The sequence below is a fragment of the Methanobrevibacter gottschalkii DSM 11977 genome (assembly GCF_003814835.1).
Classification (GTDB): domain Archaea; phylum Methanobacteriota; class Methanobacteria; order Methanobacteriales; family Methanobacteriaceae; genus Methanocatella; species Methanocatella gottschalkii.
This window is the reverse complement of the sequence record NZ_RKRG01000002.1, coordinates 82,394-105,626: the sequence shown is the minus strand read 5'-3', so window position 1 is coordinate 105,626 and position 23,233 is coordinate 82,394. Positions and strand designations below refer to the sequence as shown.

20 protein-coding genes are annotated in these 23,233 nt (G+C 31.0%); 6 read left to right on the top strand and 14 right to left on the bottom strand.

Going from position 1 to position 23,233, the window contains the following annotated elements; all coding sequences use genetic code 11:
• Positions 1 to 68: 68 nt before the first annotated feature.
• The 5 genes from EDC42_RS04190 to EDC42_RS04170 all read left to right on the top strand — a co-directional run bounded on the left by EDC42_RS04190 (position 69) and on the right by EDC42_RS04170 (position 5,178).
• Positions 69 to 1,697, top strand: coding sequence for an ABC transporter substrate-binding protein (locus tag EDC42_RS04190; protein WP_123833397.1), 1,629 nt, complete (start codon positions 69 to 71; stop codon positions 1,695 to 1,697).
• 65 nt (positions 1,698 to 1,762) lie between these two features.
• Positions 1,763 to 2,758, top strand: coding sequence for an ABC transporter permease (locus tag EDC42_RS04185; RefSeq protein WP_091699187.1), 996 nt, complete (start codon positions 1,763 to 1,765; stop codon positions 2,756 to 2,758).
• Positions 2,751 to 3,605, top strand: a complete 855-nt coding sequence (locus tag EDC42_RS04180; RefSeq protein ID WP_091699185.1) for an ABC transporter permease — start codon at positions 2,751 to 2,753, stop codon at positions 3,603 to 3,605. Before EDC42_RS04185 ends, EDC42_RS04180 begins: the two co-directional genes overlap by 8 nt.
• 9 nt (positions 3,606 to 3,614) lie before the next feature.
• A complete protein-coding gene (locus EDC42_RS04175; RefSeq protein WP_091699183.1) occupies positions 3,615 to 4,574 on the top strand; it encodes an ABC transporter ATP-binding protein in 960 nt (319 codons plus the stop codon).
• A complete protein-coding gene (locus EDC42_RS04170; protein WP_123833396.1) occupies positions 4,564 to 5,178 on the top strand; it encodes an ABC transporter ATP-binding protein in 615 nt (204 codons plus the stop codon). The genes EDC42_RS04175 and EDC42_RS04170 overlap by 11 nt, the downstream gene beginning before the upstream one ends.
• Here EDC42_RS04170 and EDC42_RS04165 read toward each other — a convergent pair.
• From EDC42_RS04165 to EDC42_RS09460, 5 genes are all read right to left on the bottom strand, one after another.
• Positions 5,175 to 6,545 carry an MATE family efflux transporter gene (locus tag EDC42_RS04165; RefSeq protein WP_069574467.1) on the bottom strand — a complete coding sequence of 457 codons (1,371 nt, stop codon included), beginning with the start codon at positions 6,543 to 6,545 and terminating at the stop codon, positions 5,175 to 5,177. The genes EDC42_RS04170 and EDC42_RS04165 overlap by 4 nt on opposite strands.
• Before the next feature lie 151 nt (positions 6,546 to 6,696).
• Complete coding sequence (locus EDC42_RS04160) at positions 6,697 to 9,051, bottom strand: heavy metal translocating P-type ATPase (RefSeq protein WP_083234842.1); 2,355 nt, start codon at positions 9,049 to 9,051, stop codon at positions 6,697 to 6,699.
• An 18-nt stretch (positions 9,052 to 9,069) separates the two neighbouring features.
• Positions 9,070 to 9,441, bottom strand: coding sequence for an ArsR/SmtB family transcription factor (locus EDC42_RS04155; RefSeq protein ID WP_069574466.1), 372 nt, complete (start codon positions 9,439 to 9,441; stop codon positions 9,070 to 9,072).
• A 105-nt stretch (positions 9,442 to 9,546) separates the two neighbouring features.
• Complete coding sequence (locus tag EDC42_RS04150; RefSeq protein WP_233144872.1) at positions 9,547 to 9,885, bottom strand: DUF2124 family protein; 339 nt, start codon at positions 9,883 to 9,885, stop codon at positions 9,547 to 9,549.
• Positions 9,870 to 10,010 carry a hypothetical protein gene (locus tag EDC42_RS09460; protein WP_158005581.1) on the bottom strand — a complete coding sequence of 47 codons (141 nt, stop codon included), beginning with the start codon at positions 10,008 to 10,010 and terminating at the stop codon, positions 9,870 to 9,872. Before EDC42_RS09460 ends, EDC42_RS04150 begins: the two co-directional genes overlap by 16 nt.
• A gap of 219 nt (positions 10,011 to 10,229) precedes the next feature.
• On the opposite strand from EDC42_RS09460, the gene EDC42_RS04145 reads away from it, so the two are divergent.
• On the top strand, positions 10,230 to 10,946 hold the full coding sequence (locus EDC42_RS04145; RefSeq protein ID WP_069574465.1) for a DUF4012 domain-containing protein: 717 nt from the start codon (positions 10,230 to 10,232) through the stop codon (positions 10,944 to 10,946).
• A 39-nt stretch (positions 10,947 to 10,985) separates the two neighbouring features.
• Here the strand turns inward: EDC42_RS04145 and EDC42_RS04140 are convergent, their stop codons facing one another.
• From EDC42_RS04140 to EDC42_RS04100, 9 genes are all read right to left on the bottom strand, one after another.
• Positions 10,986 to 13,244, bottom strand: a complete 2,259-nt coding sequence (locus EDC42_RS04140) for an ABC transporter permease (protein WP_069574464.1) — start codon at positions 13,242 to 13,244, stop codon at positions 10,986 to 10,988.
• Positions 13,245 to 13,294: 50 nt separating this feature from the next.
• A complete protein-coding gene (locus EDC42_RS04135) occupies positions 13,295 to 13,516 on the bottom strand; it encodes a hypothetical protein (RefSeq protein WP_069574463.1) in 222 nt (73 codons plus the stop codon).
• A gap of 79 nt (positions 13,517 to 13,595) precedes the next feature.
• Positions 13,596 to 15,866, bottom strand: a complete 2,271-nt coding sequence (locus EDC42_RS04130) for an ABC transporter permease (protein WP_069574462.1) — start codon at positions 15,864 to 15,866, stop codon at positions 13,596 to 13,598.
• 4 nt (positions 15,867 to 15,870) lie between these two features.
• Entirely contained in the window at positions 15,871 to 16,575 is a 705-nt protein-coding gene (locus EDC42_RS04125) for an ABC transporter ATP-binding protein (RefSeq protein WP_069574461.1), read from the bottom strand.
• A gap of 118 nt (positions 16,576 to 16,693) precedes the next feature.
• Entirely contained in the window at positions 16,694 to 18,127 is a 1,434-nt protein-coding gene (locus EDC42_RS04120; protein WP_069574460.1) for an ABC transporter ATP-binding protein, read from the bottom strand.
• Positions 18,128 to 18,850, bottom strand: coding sequence for an energy-coupling factor transporter transmembrane component T (locus EDC42_RS04115; protein WP_069574459.1), 723 nt, complete (start codon positions 18,848 to 18,850; stop codon positions 18,128 to 18,130).
• An 8-nt stretch (positions 18,851 to 18,858) separates the two neighbouring features.
• Complete coding sequence (locus EDC42_RS04110; protein WP_069574458.1) at positions 18,859 to 19,440, bottom strand: MptD family putative ECF transporter S component; 582 nt, start codon at positions 19,438 to 19,440, stop codon at positions 18,859 to 18,861.
• A 46-nt stretch (positions 19,441 to 19,486) separates the two neighbouring features.
• Positions 19,487 to 21,232 carry an ABC transporter ATP-binding protein gene (locus EDC42_RS04105; RefSeq protein ID WP_069574457.1) on the bottom strand — a complete coding sequence of 582 codons (1,746 nt, stop codon included), beginning with the start codon at positions 21,230 to 21,232 and terminating at the stop codon, positions 19,487 to 19,489.
• Positions 21,232 to 23,022 carry an ABC transporter ATP-binding protein gene (locus EDC42_RS04100; RefSeq protein WP_069574456.1) on the bottom strand — a complete coding sequence of 597 codons (1,791 nt, stop codon included), beginning with the start codon at positions 23,020 to 23,022 and terminating at the stop codon, positions 21,232 to 21,234. The genes EDC42_RS04105 and EDC42_RS04100 overlap by 1 nt, the downstream gene beginning before the upstream one ends.
• Between the last annotated feature and the right edge of the window lie 211 nt (positions 23,023 to 23,233).

Genomic DNA, 23,233 nt, shown 5'->3' with positions numbered 1-23,233 from the left:
TTTATTCAAAAATATTGAGAAAAATTTGACAATTAAATTAATTATTAATAAATTGGAGAACGAAAATAATGGAACAAAAATACATTATAGGAATAATAGTATTAATTTTAATTGCAATTATTGGTGGAACTCTTTTTATGAGTGGAGGAAATACCAGTACAAGAGCAGATAATGAATTAGTAGTTTCTGCTTTTGTACATGGCAGTGAACCAGAAACAGGTTACGACCCGATGTATGGTTGGGGAGACCGTGGAGAACCATTAATTCAATCAACTTTGATGAAAATGAATAGAAATATGACCTATGACAATGATTTAGCTACAAGTTGGTCTTCTAATAATAACTTTACTGAATATACTGTAAATATCAGAGATGGAGTTAAATTTACTGACAACACAACATTAGATGCTGAAGATGTAGCATTTTCATATAATCAAGCAAAAAGTACTGGAAATACAATTGATTTAAGTAGTTTAGATAATGTAAGTGCAATTAATAAAACCACTATTAAATTCAAGTTAAATAAACCAGATTCAACATTTACAGACAAACTGTTACATGTAGGTATCGTACCTTCAGATTCATATGACAATAATACTTATGGAAGTAACCCAATAGGATCTGGACCATTCAAACTTGCACAATGGGATAAAGGTCAACAAGTAATCTTTGAGAAAAATCCAAACTATTATGGAAAACAACCAAAATTTGATAAATTGACAATATCATTCCAAAAAAATGAAGCTTCATTTAATGCAGCTAAAAATCATGAATTAGATATTGCAGCAGTACCATTATCTTACGCAAATGAAACAATAGATGGTTACCACTCATTTTTATCCGAATCAAATGATGTGAGAGGCATTTCATTACCAATGAAAAACAATACTGGTGAAACTAATGAAGATGGCATAGCATTAGGAAATAATGTGACTGCAGATAAATCAATCAGGTTAGCATTAAACTATGGTATTAACAGAGAAGACATATGTAAAGGTGCATTAAACGGTGCCGGCGTACCTAACTACGATGGTATCGCTCATTTCTTACCATGGTACAATAATGATTCCACTATCAAAGATGCAGATATTGACAAAGCTAAAGATTTCTTGAAGAAAGGTGGATGGAAAGATACAGATGGTGATGGAATAGTAGAAAAAGATGGTAAGAAAGCATCATTTAACCTATACTACTCATCAGATGCACCGGAAAGACAAGCAATTGCAGTAGCAGTTTCAGAACAAGCAAAAGAATTTGGTATTGAAATAAATGCAACAGGTTCTAATTGGGATGAAATAGATAAAATCAAATTTAGTGAACCAGTTGTATGGGGATTCGGTTCTACTGATCCTTATGTAATGTACGGAGAATACTATAGTAATCAAGCAGGTATTGGATACAACAACCCATCACTTGTAAATAACAGTGCTGTAGATTCACATATTGATAAAGCAATGTCTGAACCACGTGAACAATCATATGCTGACTGGTCTGCAGTTTCATGGGATGGTCAAACAGGCATTTCACCAAAAGGTGATGCAGCATGGTTATGGATAAGCGAAATCAAATACACATACTTTGTAGATGATAGTTTAGATATTTCCAAAGATACATTCAAATTACAACCTCATGGTGGAGACTTATTCGGAAACATCTACGATTGGACTCGTATATCTCCAATTAATGCTACAAATTAAAAAAAAGTTGAATTATTATAATTCAACTACTTTTTTTCATTTTTATTTAAAATAGGAGTGTATTTATGTTAAAAAATGAAAAGATTTTAAAATTTTTAGGTAAGAAAATTATTAGATTTATAATATTACTCATATTTGTTATAATATTAAGTTTTATACTAATTGACATGTCCCCTATAAATCCCGTAAAAACATATATTAGTGCTCTTGGATCAGTTTCTTCTGAAAAAATAGCTATTTTAGAGGCATATTGGGGGGTGAATGAACCCATAACAACAAAAGTAATTAGTTGGTTAGGAAAAATAGTGCAAGGCGATTTTGGAACATCATTAATTTTCAGAATGCCTGTTATTGATGTTATTAAAGAAAGATTTATTGCATCTTTAGTATTAATGTTAACTTCATGGCTATTTTCAGGACTTTTAGGATTCATATTAGGAACAATAGCAGGATTTAAAAAAGATACCATTATTGATAAAGCAATAAAAGTATATTGTTATATTTTACAATCTGCACCAACTTTTTGGATTGCATTACTTTTCCTCATGATATTTAGCGTATATCTTGGTTGGTTCCCAACCGGATTAGGAGTACCCATCGGAACATTAAGTGAAAATGTATCTATTTGGGAATGGTTACACAGATTAATTCTCCCTATGATTACATTAAGTGTCGTTGGAATAGCCTCAATTACTTTATATACCCGTGATAAATTAATTGAAGTGATGAATAGTGATTATTTCTTGTTTGCAAAAGCAAGAGGAGAAAGTGGTTGGAATTTAATTAAAAGACATGGAATAAGAAATATTCTACTCCCAGCAATAACAATCCAATTTTTAGGATTTTCAGAATTATTTGGAGGTGCTGTACTTGTAGAACAAATATTTACATATCCTGGAATTGGACAAGCAGCAGTATCCGCTGGATTAAAAAGTGATGTGCCTCTTCTTTTAGGAATTGTAATTTTTAGTGCAATATTCGTTTATTGTGGAAATTTAATAGCAGATATCCTCTATAACTTCGTAGATCCAAGAATTAGAGAAGGTGAAGAAGATGAATAATTCAAATAAAAGCATTTATAGTCCAATTTCAAAAATGAATTTAAGAACAAAGACATTGTTAACAATTGGTCTTACTGTATCTTTATTAATAATTGTTATGATAACAAGTTTATTAATTAATTCTACAGACATAACAACTAATTTTAGTGCAATGAATTTACCTCCTTCATTTGAACATTTATTTGGTACTGATTGGTTAGGTAGAGATATGTTTATACGTACTTTGAAAGGATTAGGATTAAGTGTTCAGATTGGTGCCGGAGCATCAATATTAAGTAGTTTAATTGCAATTATTTTATCCTTTGTATGCAGCATTAATAAAAAATTTGATTCATTTGTCGCATGGATAGTGGATTTATTTTTATCAATACCACATATTTTACTTATCATTTTAATATCAATCTCATTAGGTGGTGGAGCATTTGGTGTAACTGTTGGAGTAGCACTTACTCACTGGACCACACTCACAAGAGTATTAAGAGCAGAAATTAAACAAATAAAAACATCAGATTATGTTAAACTATCTGAACAATTCGGAAAATCTAAATTTTGGATTGCAAGAAAGCATATATTGCCTTTAGTAATTACTCAAATCATAGTTGGAACCATATTAATATTTCCACATGCAATTATGCACGAAGCTAGTGTAACATTCCTCGGTTTCGGATTAGCACCTCATGAACCTGCAATTGGTATTATCCTATCTGAATCAATGAAATATCTTGCAACAGGTAACTGGTGGTTAGCATTATTCCCAGGACTCGCTTTATTAATCTTAGTATTATTATTCGATATCGCTGGAGAAAACATTAAAAAGATACTTGATCCTACAAGTGCAAATGAATAAGGTGATATCATGGAGAAATTATTAGATGTAGAAAATGTATCAATTTCATTTATTCAATATACGCAAGGTTTGAATCAAAGAGATCTGAAAGTTATTACAGACCTAACTTTAGATGTATTTGAAGGAGAAATACTAGCCATTCTAGGTTCAAGCGGATCTGGAAAAAGTTTGCTCGCACATGCGATATTCGGAATTTTACCAGAAAATGCAAATTTAAATGGGACAATAAAATACAAAGGAAAAGAATTATCACAAAAAGATAAAGAAGAAATCCGTGGAAAAGAAATAGCACTTATTCCACAATCAGTAAACTTCCTAGACCCTTTGATGAAGATTTCAGATCAAGCAATTGGTGAAACTAAAGATGATGCTGAGAAAAAGGAAAAGAAACAGAAACAAAGAGAAATTTTTGAACATTACAATCTAGGTCCTGAAGTAGATGACATGTACCCCTTTCAACTTTCCGGAGGAATGGCAAGAAGAGTACTTGTATCAACAGCACTACTATCCAATCCAAAACTAGTAGTAGCAGACGAACCAACACCAGGATTAGATCAAAAAACAGTCAAAGAAACATTAAATCATTTCAAGCATATGAAAGAAGATGGAGTAGGAGTATTGCTAATTACACATGACATTCATGCAGCATTAGAAGTAGCTGATAGAATCGGAATATTCTATTCAGGATACGTAATAGAAATTGCAGAAAACAAAGACTTCTCAGGAAACGGAGAAAACCTCCTACACCCCTACACAAAAGCACTATACAAAGCATTACCTGCAAACGGGTTTGAACTGACAGAAGGACACCAACCATTGCATGGGGAAATCCCTAAAGGATGTCCATATTATGACAGATGCGAAATGCGTATGGGAATATGCAAAGAAGAAAGACCGGAACTGACAGACCTTGGAAACAAAAAAGTCAGATGTTTTAAATATGAAGGAGGTCTAAAAAATGGAACTTAAAGGAAGCAATATTTCATTTAAATATCCTTCAACTAAAAAATACATATTGAAAGATATAGACATATGCATCGACAACACCAAAATCACCGCATTAGTCGGAGACAGCGGAAGCGGAAAATCAACACTATGCAAAATCCTCTCAGGATACACAAATAATTTTGAGGGTGCAGTCACATTAGACGGTAAAGAACTACCTAAAAAAGAATTTTGCCCTGTGCAATTAATTTTCCAACATCCGGAAAAAGTAATGAACCCTAAATGGAAAATGAACCACATTCTAGAAGAATCATGGATGCCGGACGATAACCTCTTAAAAGAATTTGGAATTCAAAAGACATGGCTGACAAGATTTCCACAAGAACTGTCTGGAGGAGAACTGCAAAGATTCTCCGTGTTAAGGGCATTAAACCCAAAAACACAATTCATAATAGCCGATGAAATGACCACAATGCTAGACGCGATAACACAAGTACAAATCCTAACATCAGTCATTGAAATCGTTAAAAAAAGAAACATGGGAATGCTAATTGTAAGTCACGACATGCCATTAGTAGAAACAATATGCGACGAAATAATTTACTTAAAAGATATTAATGGAATTTAACCACTAATATCTATTAATTTTTTAACAAGATAATCCGCCCAAAGCATAGTAAGATTATTTGAGACAATTTCACCTAAAACAATACCCATCCATGCTCCCCATACACCATAATTTAAAACTACAGCAAACAATACTGCAAAAGTTATTGTGAAACCTGTTTCCCTTATAATTGTCTGAAACATTGCAGTAATCCCTTTACCAATACCCTGGAAAACATAAGTTGAAGCAACACCAACAGCCATTGTTGGATAGTAAATTACAATCCATGAAAGGAAACCTGTAAGCTCTGCAGCTATTCTTACACTACTTCCGGAAGAAGCAAATACTGAGGAAATATCTCCTGCAAATACATTTGTTAAAATAGCCACAATAATAGCCAGTGCAATTGATACTTTCATTGCATACCTATGAACAATTTGAATGTTTTTATAGTTTTTTGCACCATAATTTGCTGCAATTACACTAATCAAGGCCGTTCCAATAGCTATTAACGGTGTTGTTCCAATAGTAACTATCCTCCAACCTGTCGAATAGACTGCAACCGAATCAGTTGAACCGACAAATGTTAAGAGTGCTGAGAAAACTGCAGCAAAAAAAGCATTATTCAAAAGCTGAATGCTTGCAGGAACTCCAACTTTAATTATATCTATTGAAATATCTTTTTTAAAATCAAAATTACTTAAATTAGGTTTTAAATATGTATCTCCCTTAATATAAAACCAGTATAATAAAATTAAAATTACAAAAACTGATGAAACAATCGTTGCAATAGCGGCTCCCTTAACACCTAAATTTAAATTATAAATAAAAATCGGATCCAAAATCATATTTAAAATAGCTGATGCAATTATAGCATACATTGGACGGGTAGTATCCCCTTCTCCTCTTGAAATGCCATACAATGCATTTGAAAGTATAATAAATGCAGAGCCTAAAATGATAATCATGCCATAATCAGTAGCATAACCAATAGTTTGACCCGCACCCATCGCATTTAATATCGGATTTAATAGAACTAATAATGCAAGAGTTATAATCAATGATGCAATTAGATCAATGATTATTGAATGAATCGCTGCATTATCCGCTTTTTGTTTATTATTTCCACCCAGATATTTGGATAATGCAAAAGCAGCTCCAGAACCTAATCCATTTCCAAAGCCAACTAAAATCATGAAAATTGGTGTAAAAAATCCAACACCTGCAAGTGCATCAGCACCAAGACCAGAAACCCAAGCAGCATCAATCAAGTTGTAAAAACTAGTAATGAGTAATGAAATAATCAATGGTATGGACATTTCAATTAATGCTTTTTTAGGGTTTTGAAGCATCAGTTCAACACCATTTACCAAATCATTACTTAACATGACTAAATATTAAAAGTTATTCAAATATAAATTTATTTATTCAGCAATTTCCCAATTTTTCTTCAAATTCATTATAATCAGATTTGCATAGCTTATCCTGAATAATCCTAAATTTATCAAATTCATTTTTAACTAATTCAAAAAGTAAAAATTAGAATAGTGGATCTTTCACCATTCCAATTCTAAAGGAATTTAAGATAACAAGCATTGTCAGTCCTAAATCCCCAAAACCTACAGACATCATCAATGTAATGATGCCTAAGATTGCAAGTATTACGCATAACAATTTAACTGCAATAGCCACAGTAATATTCTGTTTAATAATACCCATTGTTTTACGGCTTAAAGTGAACAGGTATGGGAGTTTTGAAATATCATCCTGCATTAATGCAACATCCGCTGTTTCAATAGCCACATCAGAACCTGCAGCACCCATTGCAATACCAATATTTGCACGTGCTAGAGCCGGAGCATCATTAATGCCATCCCCAACCATAGCCACATCACCAAACTTGTTTCTAATTGTATCCAGAATGTTTAGTTTATCTTCAGGCATTAGATTAGAATACACATAATCCATTCCGATTTCAGATGCCACACTTTTTGCGGCAAGTTTATTATCACCGGTGAGCATGATTGTCTGTACACCTTGTTCTTTTAAATCAGAAATTACCTCATGAGCATTTGGTCTAATTTTATCAGATACTGTAATAATGGCTAAAACATTCTTTGAGTTTCCAATAAATACAATTGTTTTACCTTCAGCTGAATATCTATTAATTTCATCTCTTGAAACTTCAAATGACCCATCCTCTATTAATGATTCATTAGCCGCATAGTATTGTTCTTCCCCAATATTAGCTACAATGCCCTTTCCCGGAACATTCTTAAAGTCATTAATTTCACTAAATTTAATACCATTTACTGTTGCATAATTTACAATAGCCTGTGCAATTGGGTGGGAAGATTGATTTTCCAGAGATGCTGCAATCCTGATAATATCTTCTTTTGAGAAGTTTTCATCCAGAACTTCAACATCACTTAAAATTAATTTTCCCTCTGTTAAAGTACCAGTTTTATCAAAGATGACTGCTTTTACATCACGCATCTCTTCAACATATGTACTGCCTTTAATCAAAACACCATTTTTAGTAGCTGAGGTAATAGCAGATACCATACCTACCGGTGTTGAGATTAAAAATGCACATGGACATGAAATTACTAAAAGTGAAAGCGCTTTATAAACCCAATCAACTAAGTTTTGACCAAATACAAACGATGGAATTAATGCAACACAAATAGCTGCAACCATCATGATTGGAGTATAATATTTAGCAACTTTTTCAACTAATGATTCGGTTTCAGACCTGTTGAGTTGAGATCTTTTAACCAAAGTGACAATTTTTGAAATAACAGAATCCTTAGCCTTTTTAGTTACCGCAATTTCCAAGTAACCATCTTCATTAACAGTTCCAGAAAATACTTCATCACCAGTTTCCTTTAGAACTGGAACACTTTCACCAGTAATGGAAGATTGGTTAATTGATGAAGATCCTAAAACAACTTCACCATCCAAAGGAACTTTATCTCCAGGTTTTACAATAACGATCTCACCGATATCAACATCATCAACATTTCTTAACTCCTCAGAATCATTTAATTTTACCCTTGCAGTTTCAGGAGCAATTTCAACTAAAGACTTAATAGAACGTTTAGCACGATGTTCCGCATAATCTTCTAAAAATTCCGCTATGTAATATAAAAATGTTACTGCAGCACCTTCTTCAGGATGCCCAATAATAAATGAAGCTACACATGCAACACACATAAGCATTGCCGGACCAACAGTATGTCTTTTAACTAATGAGTTGTATGCTAAAACAGCTATTTCATAACCTGCAATTAAAGCACCTAACATATAAATTATTGTAACAACTGCAGGGCTAAATGACAACCATTCAAAAACATGACCTAAAACAAACAATATGCCGCTTGAAACAATGATTTGTATTGGCCTATTAGCAATTAATGGTTTTCCTTCAGCCAACAATTCTTCATCTCCATGACCATGTTCATGGCCATCATCTGCACAATCAGGACAACCACAAAGACTTATATCAACATCATCATGGTCATGATGGTCATGCTCATCATGGTCATGGCAACTACAACTTTCATCAGAACATGAATCATCCTCATCATGTTCATGATGGTCATGAGAATGATCGTGGTGATGATCATGATCGTGATCATGGTCGTCTGCACAATCAGGACAACCACAAAGACTTATATCAACATCTTCATCATAATCTATCTCTTCTCCATGATCATAAACACTTAAATCTGTATTTTTTTGATAATCTCTTAATAATTGTTTATCATAATGATCAGAATCATTACATTTAATTTCATCACAATTTGGATCAAAACAGATATAATTGTAATGTTCTGGATTGTGACAGTTATCTTTATCACAATCAGCATCATAACATCTATTTTTTACCATAGTATCACCAATTAAAAATTATTCTAATATATGTTCCAAACCTACTTTGTAAATCATTTCAATGTGAAGGTCTGTGAGAGAATATCTTGCCATTTTACCTTCTTTTTGGTATTTGACAATATTATTCGCACGCAGTATTCTTAATTGATTTGAAACCGTGGTTTGATTTAAATCAAGCGCTTCGCAGATATCGCATACACATAAATCTTCAATACTAAGCAGGGAAATAATTTTTAATCTTGTTGGGTTTCCAAATATTTTAAAGAATTCAGATAGTTCAGTAAAATCACTTTCATCAGGTATACGTTCTTTTACACGATTTACAACATCTTCATGAGAATCAAAAACTTCACACAAATCATCCTTATTTCCAAGATTATTATTTTCCATAGTCATCACACATATTATATATTTACATATTATGATATGTTTATGTATTTAAATGTTTTCATATCATGATATCATGATATATTATTTTAAAAAATAAAAGTGAAGTTATTTTTTAACAACCCCAACTAAATTACCGTCAATGACACAATCAAAGTCAAATTTATCTAACCAATTAACTTTAGTAAACATGTTCATAAAGCAAACTCCAATAATTTGACCATCATCTTTTAAAATATCTTTTATTAAATCATTTAATTCCCCGGTACCTAAATTGTATTTTGGCATTGATAGCCCGCCTAACAGAACAACAACATCAGAATCATGAGGATCTGAAACTTCATCATTTAGAACCATACCATAATATTTAGATTCAAACTTATGACAGTCATCAACATTTACCAAAGGAATAAAATGATTCTCTTTATCCCTCACAGAATAAGCCAGTAACTCGGCAAAAGGAGTGCATACACCCGGTGATCCAATATAAGTAATCTTTTTAGCATCACCACTTCTTTTTTAAAAGTCATAATTTGCCCATTAATCCCTTTCCAATCATAAACATCTTCCATAAAATCACCTACTTAAAAGTTTTTTAAACATATGCTTTATAATTTATGAAAAATAATCCTAAAAATAAAATTTCAGAATAGAAAGAAAAAAGATAGAAAATAGCCGATAATTCTTAAAATATATATAACTCAATAGAACATAATAATAATATAAAATTTATTTTTAAACTTATTTTGAAAAATAAATATAGTAAATTTAATTTTAGGTAAGTGGATATAATGAAAAGAAGCAAAAAACTAATTATTGCCATCCTTCTTGTAATCCTTTTAGGATTGGTAGCGTTTATTGTAGGTACATTATTTATGACACCTGACTTATCTCATGAAACTAAGAATATATTAGTATTAGCATCTGATAAAGAAGAACAGCCAAACGGTGGAGTAGATATGGCATTCATGATCCGTTTAGAAAACGGTTCACTTAAAAACTATACACCAATATATCCTGGTGGAATGACACACCCTACAAAATCAGCACCTGGAGGCCTTCAAGGACCAATGATGCTTCACGACTGTCTATGGAATGGACTGGGTGAAGGTATGCAAAATGCAAAGGAAATTGTAGAAGTTCGTACAGGAATGCATGCTGATGCAGTAGTTGTTGTTTATGATAAAGGTATTGACAGCATTATTGATTCAATCAGACCACTTAAAATAAATGGTACTGAAACAAACCTTAGTGCAACAGACATCATTCGTCAAAACGATGCATATAATGGATATCCAGGAAATGAACATGTTCAAGGAACAATGTCTAGATCCGATGCGGTAATGGTATTGGCTAAAGCACTTGCTAATACAGCTAAAGATCCTGTTAAAAAAAGTACAATGGTTCAAACAGCACTAAAAGAATATTCCAATGGAAATATCATAATGGAACCACAAGGATCATTTACAAAATTACTTGCAACTAAAGGATTTGAAAGCATAACTTAATCTTTAAAGAATTTTTATTCTTTAAAGTACTTTTTTTATTTATTCTACATCTTTTAAAGCTTCAACCATATTCAAATCTCTAATTTTATCTGAAAACATTAAATTAACTGCAATTGATATTGAAAATGTTATCACAGCAGACAGCATTATATTTCCCCAAGTCAACATAGGAACATAATACAAAGATTCCCCTGCAGCATCCATCATCAATGTCATGAAATAGAATCCGAGAGGGATTCCTAAAATAAAACCAATAGCTGTAAAAATCAGATTCTGAGTCAACAACAATCTTCTTAAGAAATTTGTTTTAAAACCAAGAACCTTTAAAGTTGCAACTTCCCTTTCCATTTCAGTAAATGATAAAATTCCAAGATTATAAAGGACTAAAATAGCTAAAAGACATGCAACAACAGTTATAACATAAACCATCATCATAACAGAAGAAGTCATCTCACTCCAACTTTCCTCCATGTCTTCAAGAGTAGATACAGATTTAATTGAATTGATATTTTCACCGAATTTTTCTGAAGTTAGAATACTGGTTGGTGTAAAATTTAAACCTTCATCTTCTAAAGTATCGGGAGACATTATTAAACCTTGTGAAATAGGTTCTGCATGAATTTGACCAATTTCTGATTTAACCCAGTCATCATTTCCAACAATATGCCATTTAATTTTATCACCAATACTTAAATTAAAATCCTGAGCCAATTTTGTTGAAATTGAAATATCCCCTTCCTTAATTTCAATTGGATTTTTATTACTATCCGTGTAAGATATCAAGTCGGTATTGTTTGAAACTAAAAGTACACCCGTGTTTTCATGATTGTTCGATTTAATTTCAATAGGCATCTGCATTATAAAACTGCCATTAGTTCCATTAATTACATAATACAATTCTTCCTGAGATGCATTATTAGAAATCACTAATTTTGACTCAAAATGATTAATGTCATCATATTCCCAAGTTTTCAAATCATCCATACTGTCATTCATACCAAAAGCTGCGATTAATAATGAAACACAACCCATAACACCAATAATTGCCATTAATGCCCTGAATTTATTTCTTCTTGCATCTCTCCAGTTCCAACGGAAATTGAAACTTAAATGATTCCATAATTTAGATTTTTCAAAAAAGCTATTTGAGGATACATTTGGAGCCTTTGGCCTCATGGTATTTGCAGGATTTTCTTTTGAAATACGTCTGCAAGTCAAATACGTAACAATAACTGAAGAGATCACAAGTGCTGCTGCAACATAAACAAAACTCATATCAAAACCGGGATTCCATGAAGGTAAAGTATAACGAGTAGTCATTGATGGATAAAACATCTTTGGAATAACCATCGGTCCTGCAATAAGTCCCAAAATAGAACCTATCAGAACTGGGAAAAATCCATAAGAGATGAAATGTAAAATTATTGTCCTATCTTTAAAACCAACTGCTTTTAAGATTCCAATTTGAGTCCTTTGATATGTTACAACCCTTGTCATTGTTGTTAAAAGTGTTAAAAATGTAATCAGAATAAAAAGAATTGGAAAAACATCCCCCATCATTTTATGTTGCGCCATTTCCTCACTAAATTGTGCCACACTAACATGGTCTTCCTGTTTTGTAAATGACAAATAGCTAATTGAATCATCAAGCTTTTCTTTAAAAGAATCATCTGACTGATTATATTTAACCAGTAAACGATTAAATTCAACATTATCTGGATATGACTTATATGACAAATATGCGAAACCAACATCCTCAAAATTTGGAGTAATTGAAGTAGCCGATGACTCGTAAACATACTCGGGAGAATATCCAATACCTTTAATCTCTTTTTCAATAGTTTTCCCATCAAATTTAAAAGTAATATTGTCTCCGACATTTAACTCTTTTGAATCAGCAAAACGCTTATCCAACCAGACACCGGACTCATCATTAATATCAAAATCTTTTCCTTGGAAAACATGAAATTTAGAAATTGTATTGTTTTCAACAAAATGCAGTGTAATGTCAGGATCATTATCAAATTCCCCAACAGATGAAATTACATGTTGTCTTTCTGTTTGCATTGCCAGATTATTTATTTTATCCAAATCTGCATTATCAAAACTGGTTTTATAAATCCAACCATCAGCCAGATTAGTTTCATTATAAAAATCCGCACTTGTCTGTTCCAATCCATAATATTCACTACAGATTCCGCAATATGCAAAAATACCTAAAAATGCCATGAGAAATATTGCAATAAATTGGGTTCTATTGATTCTTATATCCCTTAACATCTTTTTAGATAACGACATAATACATTATATGGACAAAATAAGATTTAAATTTAAAGATTTAAAAAAAATTAGTATGAATCAACTAAGTCTTGAAATAAAGTAACTGTCTCATCAACACTCAATTCAGCATGTTTACTTACTTCTTCAAGATTAGCTTCCCATAATGAGATTTTTCCCATTGGAGTTACTAGAAATTCGAATTTCCAGTTTTTTTGAGATAAATCTCTTTTAAGTAAAGGATATTTATTTAAAAGTTCCATATATTTTGAGTCTGCAGTAATTTTAGCCATCGAATCACCTTGAATAATAATTTGAAATTATGTATTTTTAAATATTTTGTAACTAAATAAGTAGAAATAGGTATAAAACCTATTCCCCACTTTTTAAGGATTCAACCATATTTAACTTCTTAATTTTACGTGAAAACATTAGATTTACCAGTATCGATAAAGTAAATGTTATTGTCGCAGTTAGAATAAAATTCATAGGAGATATTGAAGGCAATATGTAAAATGAATCTCCTGAAGAATCCCACATCATCTTTAATACATAATAACCAACAGGAAGCCCCAATATAAATCCTGCAAAAGTAAACCATAAGTTTTGTGTTAACAGAAGTTTCCTTAATGAACCTGTTTTGAATCCTAAAACCTTAAGAGTTGCTATTTCACGTTCGATTTCTGTAAACGATAACAAACCTAAATTATAAAGTACAACAATAGCCAGAAGGGATGCAAAAAATATCAATATATAAATTAATAGCCACATTGATTCTGTTAATTCATCCCAGCTAGAAGTTATATCCTTCATTGAGTTAACTGTTTTAATAATAGAATAATTCTTATCAACATGCTGTTCAGTAACAATGCTTGTGGGAGTGTAATTTAAATCAAGATTTTCTAGTTTATCAGAAGACATTACAATTCCCTGTGATGTCGGATCTGCATGAATCTTATCAATTTTTGTCTTAATCCATTTATCCGAACCAATAATATGCCATTTTACAGTATCCCCAACACTGATATCCAACATGTCAGCCATTTTTTGTGAAATAGAAACTTCATCATCTCCTATTTCCATTTTATTCCAATCATAATCTGTTGGTGTTATCAAATCCGTGTGGTTTAAAGCTATCAGAGACCCTGACTTTTTAGCCGAATCCGATTCAATTTCAATAGCTGATTCCATTATTTTATCCCCATCAACATCACGGGCAACATCATCAATTTCGGATAAGGATGCGTCATTATCAATGACTAATTTTGAATCATAATGATTTATCTGATTAAATTCCCATTCCTTTAAATCATTCATTCCATCATACATCCCGAATGCTGATACTAGAAGTGCAGTACAACCAATGACTCCAATTATTGTCATTAATGCCCTGAATTTATTTCTTTTAGCATCACGATAATTCCAACGAGAATTAAAAGATAAATGTTTCCAGAATCCTATTTTTTCAACTAAACCTGATGATGAAATTTTAGGAATTTTTGGCTTAATTGTATCTGCAGGATTTTCCTTTGAAATGCTTCTAACTGCAAAATAAGATACTAAAAGAGACATTATAATCATAACAACAGCAACATAAACAAAATCCATACTCCATGCGGGATTCCATGAAGGTAATTTGTAAGTTGAACTCATTGATGGATAAAATAGCTGAGGCAATGTCACAGGCCCAATAATTAAACCTAAAATAGAACCAATCAAAACTAACCAGAAACCGTAAGAAACATAATGAATCATGATTGATTTATTTGTAAATCCACTTGCTTTTAAAATACCAATTTGAGTTCGTTGATGTGCAATAATTCTAGTCATTGTTGTTAAAAGGATTAGCATTGCAATCAATATAAATACAACAGGAAAAATATCCCCCATCATTTTATGCTGATTAATTTCTTCTGAAAATTGAGAAACACTTGAATGTTCAGACTGTTCAACAAATGAATTATACTCCCCATCAAGTTTATCAGACAATAAATTATTATATTCCTCAGGAGATCCGGTAAATTTTACATTTAAAACGTTATATGGAATATTATCTGTAGGAAATGCTTTATAAGACATGTAAGCAAAACCAATTTTGTTAAAATCAGGTATTACTGATGAAGTTGATGCATGATATACATATTCCGGCGAATATCCGATTCCCTTAATTTCTTTTTTGATTTTAAATCCGTTAAACTCAAAAGTAATATTGTCGCCCACTTTCAAATTTTTAGCATCTGCAAAACTTTTATCAAGCCACACCCCATCTTCATCACTGATATTCAATGGTTCACCATCCATCAAATAAAATTTAGATATAGTATTGTTCTCGATAAAATGCAGTTTAATCTCAGGATTATTTGAAAAATCCGCAATCGAATCTAAAACCAGTTGTCTCTCACTTTGAGTCGTTGGAGTTAAATTATTCACATCATCAATAAAATTCATATCCAAATTAGGTGAATAAATCCAACCATCAGCTAAATTAGTATCATTATAGTAATTATTTACATTTACTTCAAGCCCGACTGATTCCCCGCCAACACCAGCAAACACAAATACTCCTAAAAATGCCATTAAAAAAATAGATAAAAATTGAGTTTTATGCTTTTTGATGTCTCTTAACATCTTCTTTGCAAGCATATACTCACCATTCCAAATCAGTAACCTTATTCGGATTTTCATTTATAGCAATACTTTCTATTTGACCGTTTTTAATCCTAATTACTTTATCAGCAGCATCCGCCAAAATAGCATTGTGAGTTACAATAACCACAGTAGTATTCTTGTTATTGCTCATGTCCTGAAGTAAATTTAAGATCAAAACACCAGTTTTTGAGTCAAGTGCACCAGTAGGCTCATCACATAAAAGCATTGTAGGCTGTTTAGCAACAGCTCTTGCAATAGATACTCTCTGCTGTTCCCCACCGGATAATTGTGCAGGAAACTGATTAGCATGATCTTCTAGGCCAACTGAATTTAAAACATCCAATCCATTGATTTTTACATCCACAATATCTTTCATTAATTCCACATTTTCCAAAGCAGTCAAATTTGGAATCAAATTATAAAATTGAAAGATAAAACCAACATTTTTAGCCCTGTATTCAGTTAATTGATTGTCAGTGAATGATTCAACATGATTATCATTAACAATAATCTGACCTGAAGTAACACTATCAAGACCTCCTAAAAGGTTTAATAGTGTGGATTTACCTGCACCTGACGGCCCAAGAATTACAACAAACTCCCCTTCACCAATTGTAAAATTAACATTATCCATAGCTTTTAAAATGTGATCTCCAGATTTATATTCTTTACACACATTTTTAAATTCAATAATTGTACTCATTATTATTGCCTTCCTATATATTAATTATCTACATTACTATATATCAAATAAAGTATTTAAATTTAGGTATACCTAAAATATTAGGTTGTATAATGCCTTTTAAAATAAATAGAAAAATTTAATTTAAAAAAAACTCACTTAATTTTTCTCCGTTAATCTTATAATTTCCAATTAATTTTCCATCCTCCAGATGAATGATATGGGAACATGCTTCCATTATTAGCTCAAAATCATGGGTTATAATAAAAGAAGTCATCCCTAAGCTTTGAAGATATTTTAAATTTTCACTTACTTTCATCATATTATTTAAGTCAAGTCCACTTGTCGGTTCATCGAAAATCAATATTTCCTTTTTAGAAGCAATAGCAGAAGCAATAGCAACTCTTTGTTTCTCACCGCCAGATAAAACCATTGGATGAGCATCCTTTAGATGAATTAAATTCAAATTAGTCAAAATAGATTCAGCAAAATCAATATCTTCTTCATCCATACTCAACAATACTTCATCAAGAACACTTTCAGTGAATAATTGATGATTAACATCCTGCATAACCATATAACTCTTTTTCAATCTATCTTTTCTTTTTAGAGAATTATTATTAAAAATAAGTTCACCGTTGAATGATCTTTTAAGACCGCACAAACAATTCGCAAAGGTAGATTTTCCAGCACCATTCTTTCCAATAATAGCAATTATCTCATTTTTAGGTACTTTAAAATTACCCATATCCAACACAGGGATTTTTTTATATTTAAATTTAAAATTTTTAAATTCTAAAAATTCTTGAGCATTGGAATAATATTCACCACATTTTGCAGTTAAATTCCCTAAATTCAATTGCCGTAAACCCCAATCTTTATGAGAAATATTTTTAAATTCTGAAATTGGCCAAATATTAGTAATTCTACCGTTTTTTATGAAAATTACTTTATCAACAACATTTTCTAAAAAGAATAATTTATGTTCAGCGATAATAACCGTCTTTCCTTGTGATTTCCATTTTTTAATTATTTCTCCCAGATACCAAGTTGATTGAGAATCCAAATTGGAAGATGGTTCATCCAAAACCAATATATCCGGAAAAACCGCAGAAACAGATGCACATGCTATTTTTTGTTTTTCACCACCGGACAATTCGAAAATATTCTTATTTAATAAATGTTCCAAATCAAAATCATTGACAACCATTTCCAATCTTCTTTCAATTTCATCTTTATCAATAGCTAAATTTTCACATCCAAAAACCAGTTCAGAAGTTGTATCCACATTGAAAAATTGTGTTTTAGGATTTTGGAAAACCGATCCTATATATTCCGATATTTCATATATCTTCATCTCATCAATCAGATTGCCATTCATATATACTGAACCCTTTCTATTTCCATCAAAAAAATTTGGAATAAGTCCATTTAAAAAACGAGTCAGTGTTGTTTTTCCGCAGCCAGATTCGCCACAAAGTAAAATAACTTCACCTTTTTTAATGTTTAAATTAATATTTTCCAAATTAATATCATCATTATATGAAAATGAAACATTATTAATATTTATCAATTAATGACCTCCTATAAAATAATATGCAAAAATTATAAACCCGATAACCGCAATCATAATTAAAAAATAATCTATTTTAGAAAATTTAACTTCAAGTAAATGCGTTCTTTTTCTAGGATTACTAAGCCCTCTTGTAAGAGACGCTGCTGATAATTCATCACTTGTTTTAACAGCACTTATTAAAATAGGAATCATATAAAATTCAATCATTTTCAAAGGAGATTTTAAAGATTTAACTGTTAAACCAAAACCTCTCATTTTCATTGCATTAGTTATTGATTTGATTTCATCATAAACTGATGGCACATATCTGAAAACTACAGAAAGAGGAATAATAATCTCTTTTGGAACATTAATATTCTCCATTGAAGTTATAAATTCACTAACTTTTGTTGAAGATATTGTATAATACCCCATCATGAAAATAGGCAACATCCTAGATGAGGTATAACTAAAAGTTATCAAGATTATAGATAAGATACCTGTAGATGTCGGAATCAAATAAATTTGAACATAAATGGCCATTGAATATACTGCAATATAAATTAAGGCTACTTTTTTATAATCTGAAAAAAATAAACAGAAAAATGGAATTAAAACTAGAATACCGCTAACATATAACGGTGCCTCATTAAAAACCATGAAACTTATAATAATCAGAAGAATGATTTTTGTTCTAGGATCCACATTTAAACCAGGATTATTATTTAGTTTTAATTCCACAAAATCACCTAAGCTATTCCCGCTCTTTCAAAGTGTTTTTTCAATACTATTTTACCAAGATATGCACTTATTAAACCAAAAATAAATGTTAAAATAACTAGAATTATAAAAACTTCATAATTTAAAAATGGTGCAATCACATTCACATAATCATTACCCATTGAATTACGTATAGATCCAATGAAATAATCCCTTAAAACAAAAAATGGTAGCATATTACCCATAATACCTACTATAAAACAACTATAACTAATAATTGAATTTTTAACAGATGAATAATCGCCCATTTTTAATATGCAATCTGCAACAAATGCAAATAACGTAAATATTACAATAGGCACCCATGTGTGACCACTTAAAAACATTACAATTCCTAAAACTAAACCCAGCAATGTCACCATTCCAAATTTTGTTACTCTTGTTAAAAACAGCATATATGGAACTCCACATATTAATGCAGCAATAATCGGAAGAGCCAACATCAATATTGGAATATATCCCAACATTCCAAACAGGAATATCAATACCACCATAATCACTGAAAAAATACCAACAGTAATCAAATCTTTCACATTTAATATTTCACTCATAACTTTTCCTCCTAATTAATTTAATATAAAAATAAATATTGGGAAATTATATCTCCCATTTACCGCTTAATTTTTGTAATTCAACCATATGTTTAAATAATCCATTTTGAGCAAGCAATTCATCTGGTGAACCTTGCTCAACAATCCTACCATCATCCAAGACAACGATTTTATCTGCATTTGCGATTGTACGCATCCTATGTGCAATGATAATGACCGTTTTATTTTTAATTAATGTTGAAATAGCCTTTTGAATTTTAGATTCATTTTCAACATCCAAAAATGAAGTTGCTTCATCTAAAAGGACAATATTGGCATTTTTAAGTAAAGCTCTTGCAATAGAAATTCTTTGTCTCTGACCTCCGGATAATAACTCACCATTTTCACCGATAATAGTATTATATCCATTCGGAAGTTTTTGAACGAATTCCTCACATTCTGCAAGTTTTGCTGCATTAATCACTTCATCATCACTTGCATCTTTTTTTCCAACACGAATATTCTCCATGATTGTATTATTAAATAAAATTACATCCTGAAATACAATCGAAAAGTTTTCAAGGAGTTTTTCTGAATCCAATTCTGCCAGATTTTGCCCTCCAATTGAAACTTCACCAGAAACCGGATCCCAAAATCTTGCTGCGAGTTTTGAAACCGTTGATTTACCTCCTCCTGAAGGTCCGACAAGTGCAGTCACTTCACCTTGTTTTGCAATAAAATCAATATCAGATAAAACATCTTTTAAATTATCATAGTTAAATTTAACATTTCTAAATTCCAAATCATAACCATCAAGAGAATAATCTTTAAGACCCTCTTCTGTAACAAGCATTTCTATTTCCTTTGCTCTTTCAATTTTAATATCCATCATCAATATTTCAGACAAAAACATTAATCCATTTTCAACTGGAGCATAAATAGTTGCAGAAGCTATCAGGAATATTAAAAAAGTATAAATTGTTACCTGACCATTCATGATTAGATTTGAACCTAATAATATGACAGAAACTATTCCAAGATTTAAAATTACTTTTCCAGTAATAACTCCACTTGAAAGCATTAATTCTGATTTAATTCTTGATTTTTCTATTTTGCTGGTAATATCATTTAATTTAGATAAATACTCATTTTCATAATTATATGATTTTAAATCACGAATTGAATCTATACATTCCTGCATTGAATCTCCGCATTCAAGCAAATCATTTGTTACAATTTTACTACCTCTGTAAATCATTCTTTTTGAAATATACAGTATTATAAATGATACTGGAACTACCCATAAAAGTGCTACGGCTAATCTCCAGTCAAAGATCAGAAGACCAATGGACACTAAAATTAATGATAATATTGAACCAAGCAATTGAGGAATTGCATGTGAGAACACATGTTCCAAATCAGTGCAATCGTTCATAATTGTTGCAGTTAAATCAGCTAAATCCCTTCTTTCAAAAAATGAAAGAGGCAATTTTCTTAAATTTTCACCTAAATTTATTCGTCTGTTTGTACTTTCAACATAAGTTGTATTATATACAAAATGATACTGTTTCCATGAAAATGCAAATATAATTCCAAGTATAATCAAAATGCCTAAAATAAATATTCCTAAATCAGGACTGATTATTTCCCCACCCATTAAAGGATTAATCCAGATATATAACAGTGCAGCATATAATCCAACTGGAAACATGAATGAAATATTTTGAAGTGCAGTGTAAATAATTCCTTTAATTAAATTATCAGAACCCTCTTTTGTTAATCCAAATCTTTCAATAAACAATTCAGATAACATTATATCACCTCACTTTTAACTTTCCATTGAATAGATCTGTTGAATTCATCCCACATTTTAGAATAAAGACCTTCATTTTCAACTAAAGTACTGTGATTACCTTCTTCCACAACTCTTCCGTTTTCAACCACATAAATCTTATCCACATTTTTAACTGTAGATAACCTATGAGCAATCATTATAACCGTTTTATCTTTGGTAATTTCCGAAATAGCTTTTTGAATCATGTATTCATTTTCGGGATCCGCCAATGCAGTTGCTTCATCTAAAATAATAATTGGAGCATCTTTTAAAATTGCCCTTGCAAGAGCGATTCTTTGTTGTTGACCTCCTGAAAGATAAGTTCCCTCTGTTCCAATTACTGTATCAATTCCATCCGGCAACTCATCAATAATATCATCACATTGAGCAAGACTTAATGCATTTAGAATTTCTTCTCTTGAAGCGCCTTTTTTGCCAATAGCTACATTATTATAAATTGAATCTTTAAATAACCTAGTATTCTGAAATACAAAAGAAATATTCTCCATTAAGTCTTTTGTTGATATATCTCTCACATCAACTTCACCAATTTTAATTGAACCTTCATCCACATCCCAAAATCTTGGAATTAATGATGCAATAGTTGTTTTTCCTCCACCTGATGGCCCAACTAACGCAACAGAATCATTTTCGTTTATTTTAAGATTAATATCATTTAATATATGTTCTTCAGAGTTTGATTCTTCATAGTCGAAAAATACTCCTTCAAATTTAATTGAATGATTTTTAGGTTTCTGCGGGTTTGCCGGTTCTGCTAATGGTTTTTCATTTAAAATAGCTTCAATACCATCCAATGCATAACTTGCAAGCATCCAATCTTGTGAAATTGTCATTATCTTATTCATCATCACAGCACATATCGGTGTGAAAATCACATAGAAAATAAAATTAGCTAAAAATTTAACATCAACAAGAGTTCCTGCAATTAATATGCCTGCAGGAATTAATAAAGCAAAAAATCCATTGATGGATACTGTAAATGCAGTCATTGGAAGTTGTGTTGATAGAGAATAATCTGCAGCGAATTTTCCGTAATTTTTAATTGCATCAATGAAGTTTCTAAATGAATATACAGTTTGTTGGAATGCTTTTGTAACTGGAATTCCCCTTACATATTCAACCGCTTCAGAATTCATTTTTTCCAAGTAACTTTGATACTGGGCCATAATGTTTTGTGAATCTTTAGAAAACATTGGATACATGAATAAGAAACATAGTATAATTGGAATAATACATATTAATCCAAGCAACAAATCAAAACTGAATAACAATATTAAAAATACAATTGGTGTGACTATTGCTCCTACCAGATCAAATAAATTATGAGCTAAAAATCCTTCAGTTTTTGCAGTACTAAAATCAATTACTTTTCTTAAGCCGCCACTAGTGTGGTTTGAGAAATAACCTAAAGGCAAATTTAACAGATGATTGATAGTAGCATCTTTCATGTTTTTCTCATTTTTAAATGCAGATAAGTGAGTGCACATTAAACCGCAAAAGTTTAAGGCAATCCCTAAAAATGCATAGAAAAACGCACCAACCGCATAACTTTCCAAATTCTGTGCTTTAGCAAAGTCTGGAGCTACAACTAAAAGTGCATTTACCACATTCCATATGTATATGAATGGGACTAAAAGAGAAATTGCACTTAAACCTGAAAAAATCATACCTAAAATAGTTAAATATTTATAATTTCCCGAATAATTAAGCAATCGTATGAATTTATTCTTATTTTGATTATTTGACATAAAAACCTCCTAAAAAGTTAATTTAGGAATACCTAAAAATTTAAAATGGTCTAAAAAGACAATAGCCTAAAAATATCCTAAAAATAAATTAAAAGACTAATATTATGTATTTTTTAAAAAATAACTTAAATAAACCATTTTACATTATAAAATATAATTAAAATTAGTATATAAATATGATTGAACTAAAAAGTCAAAAAATATGCCAAAA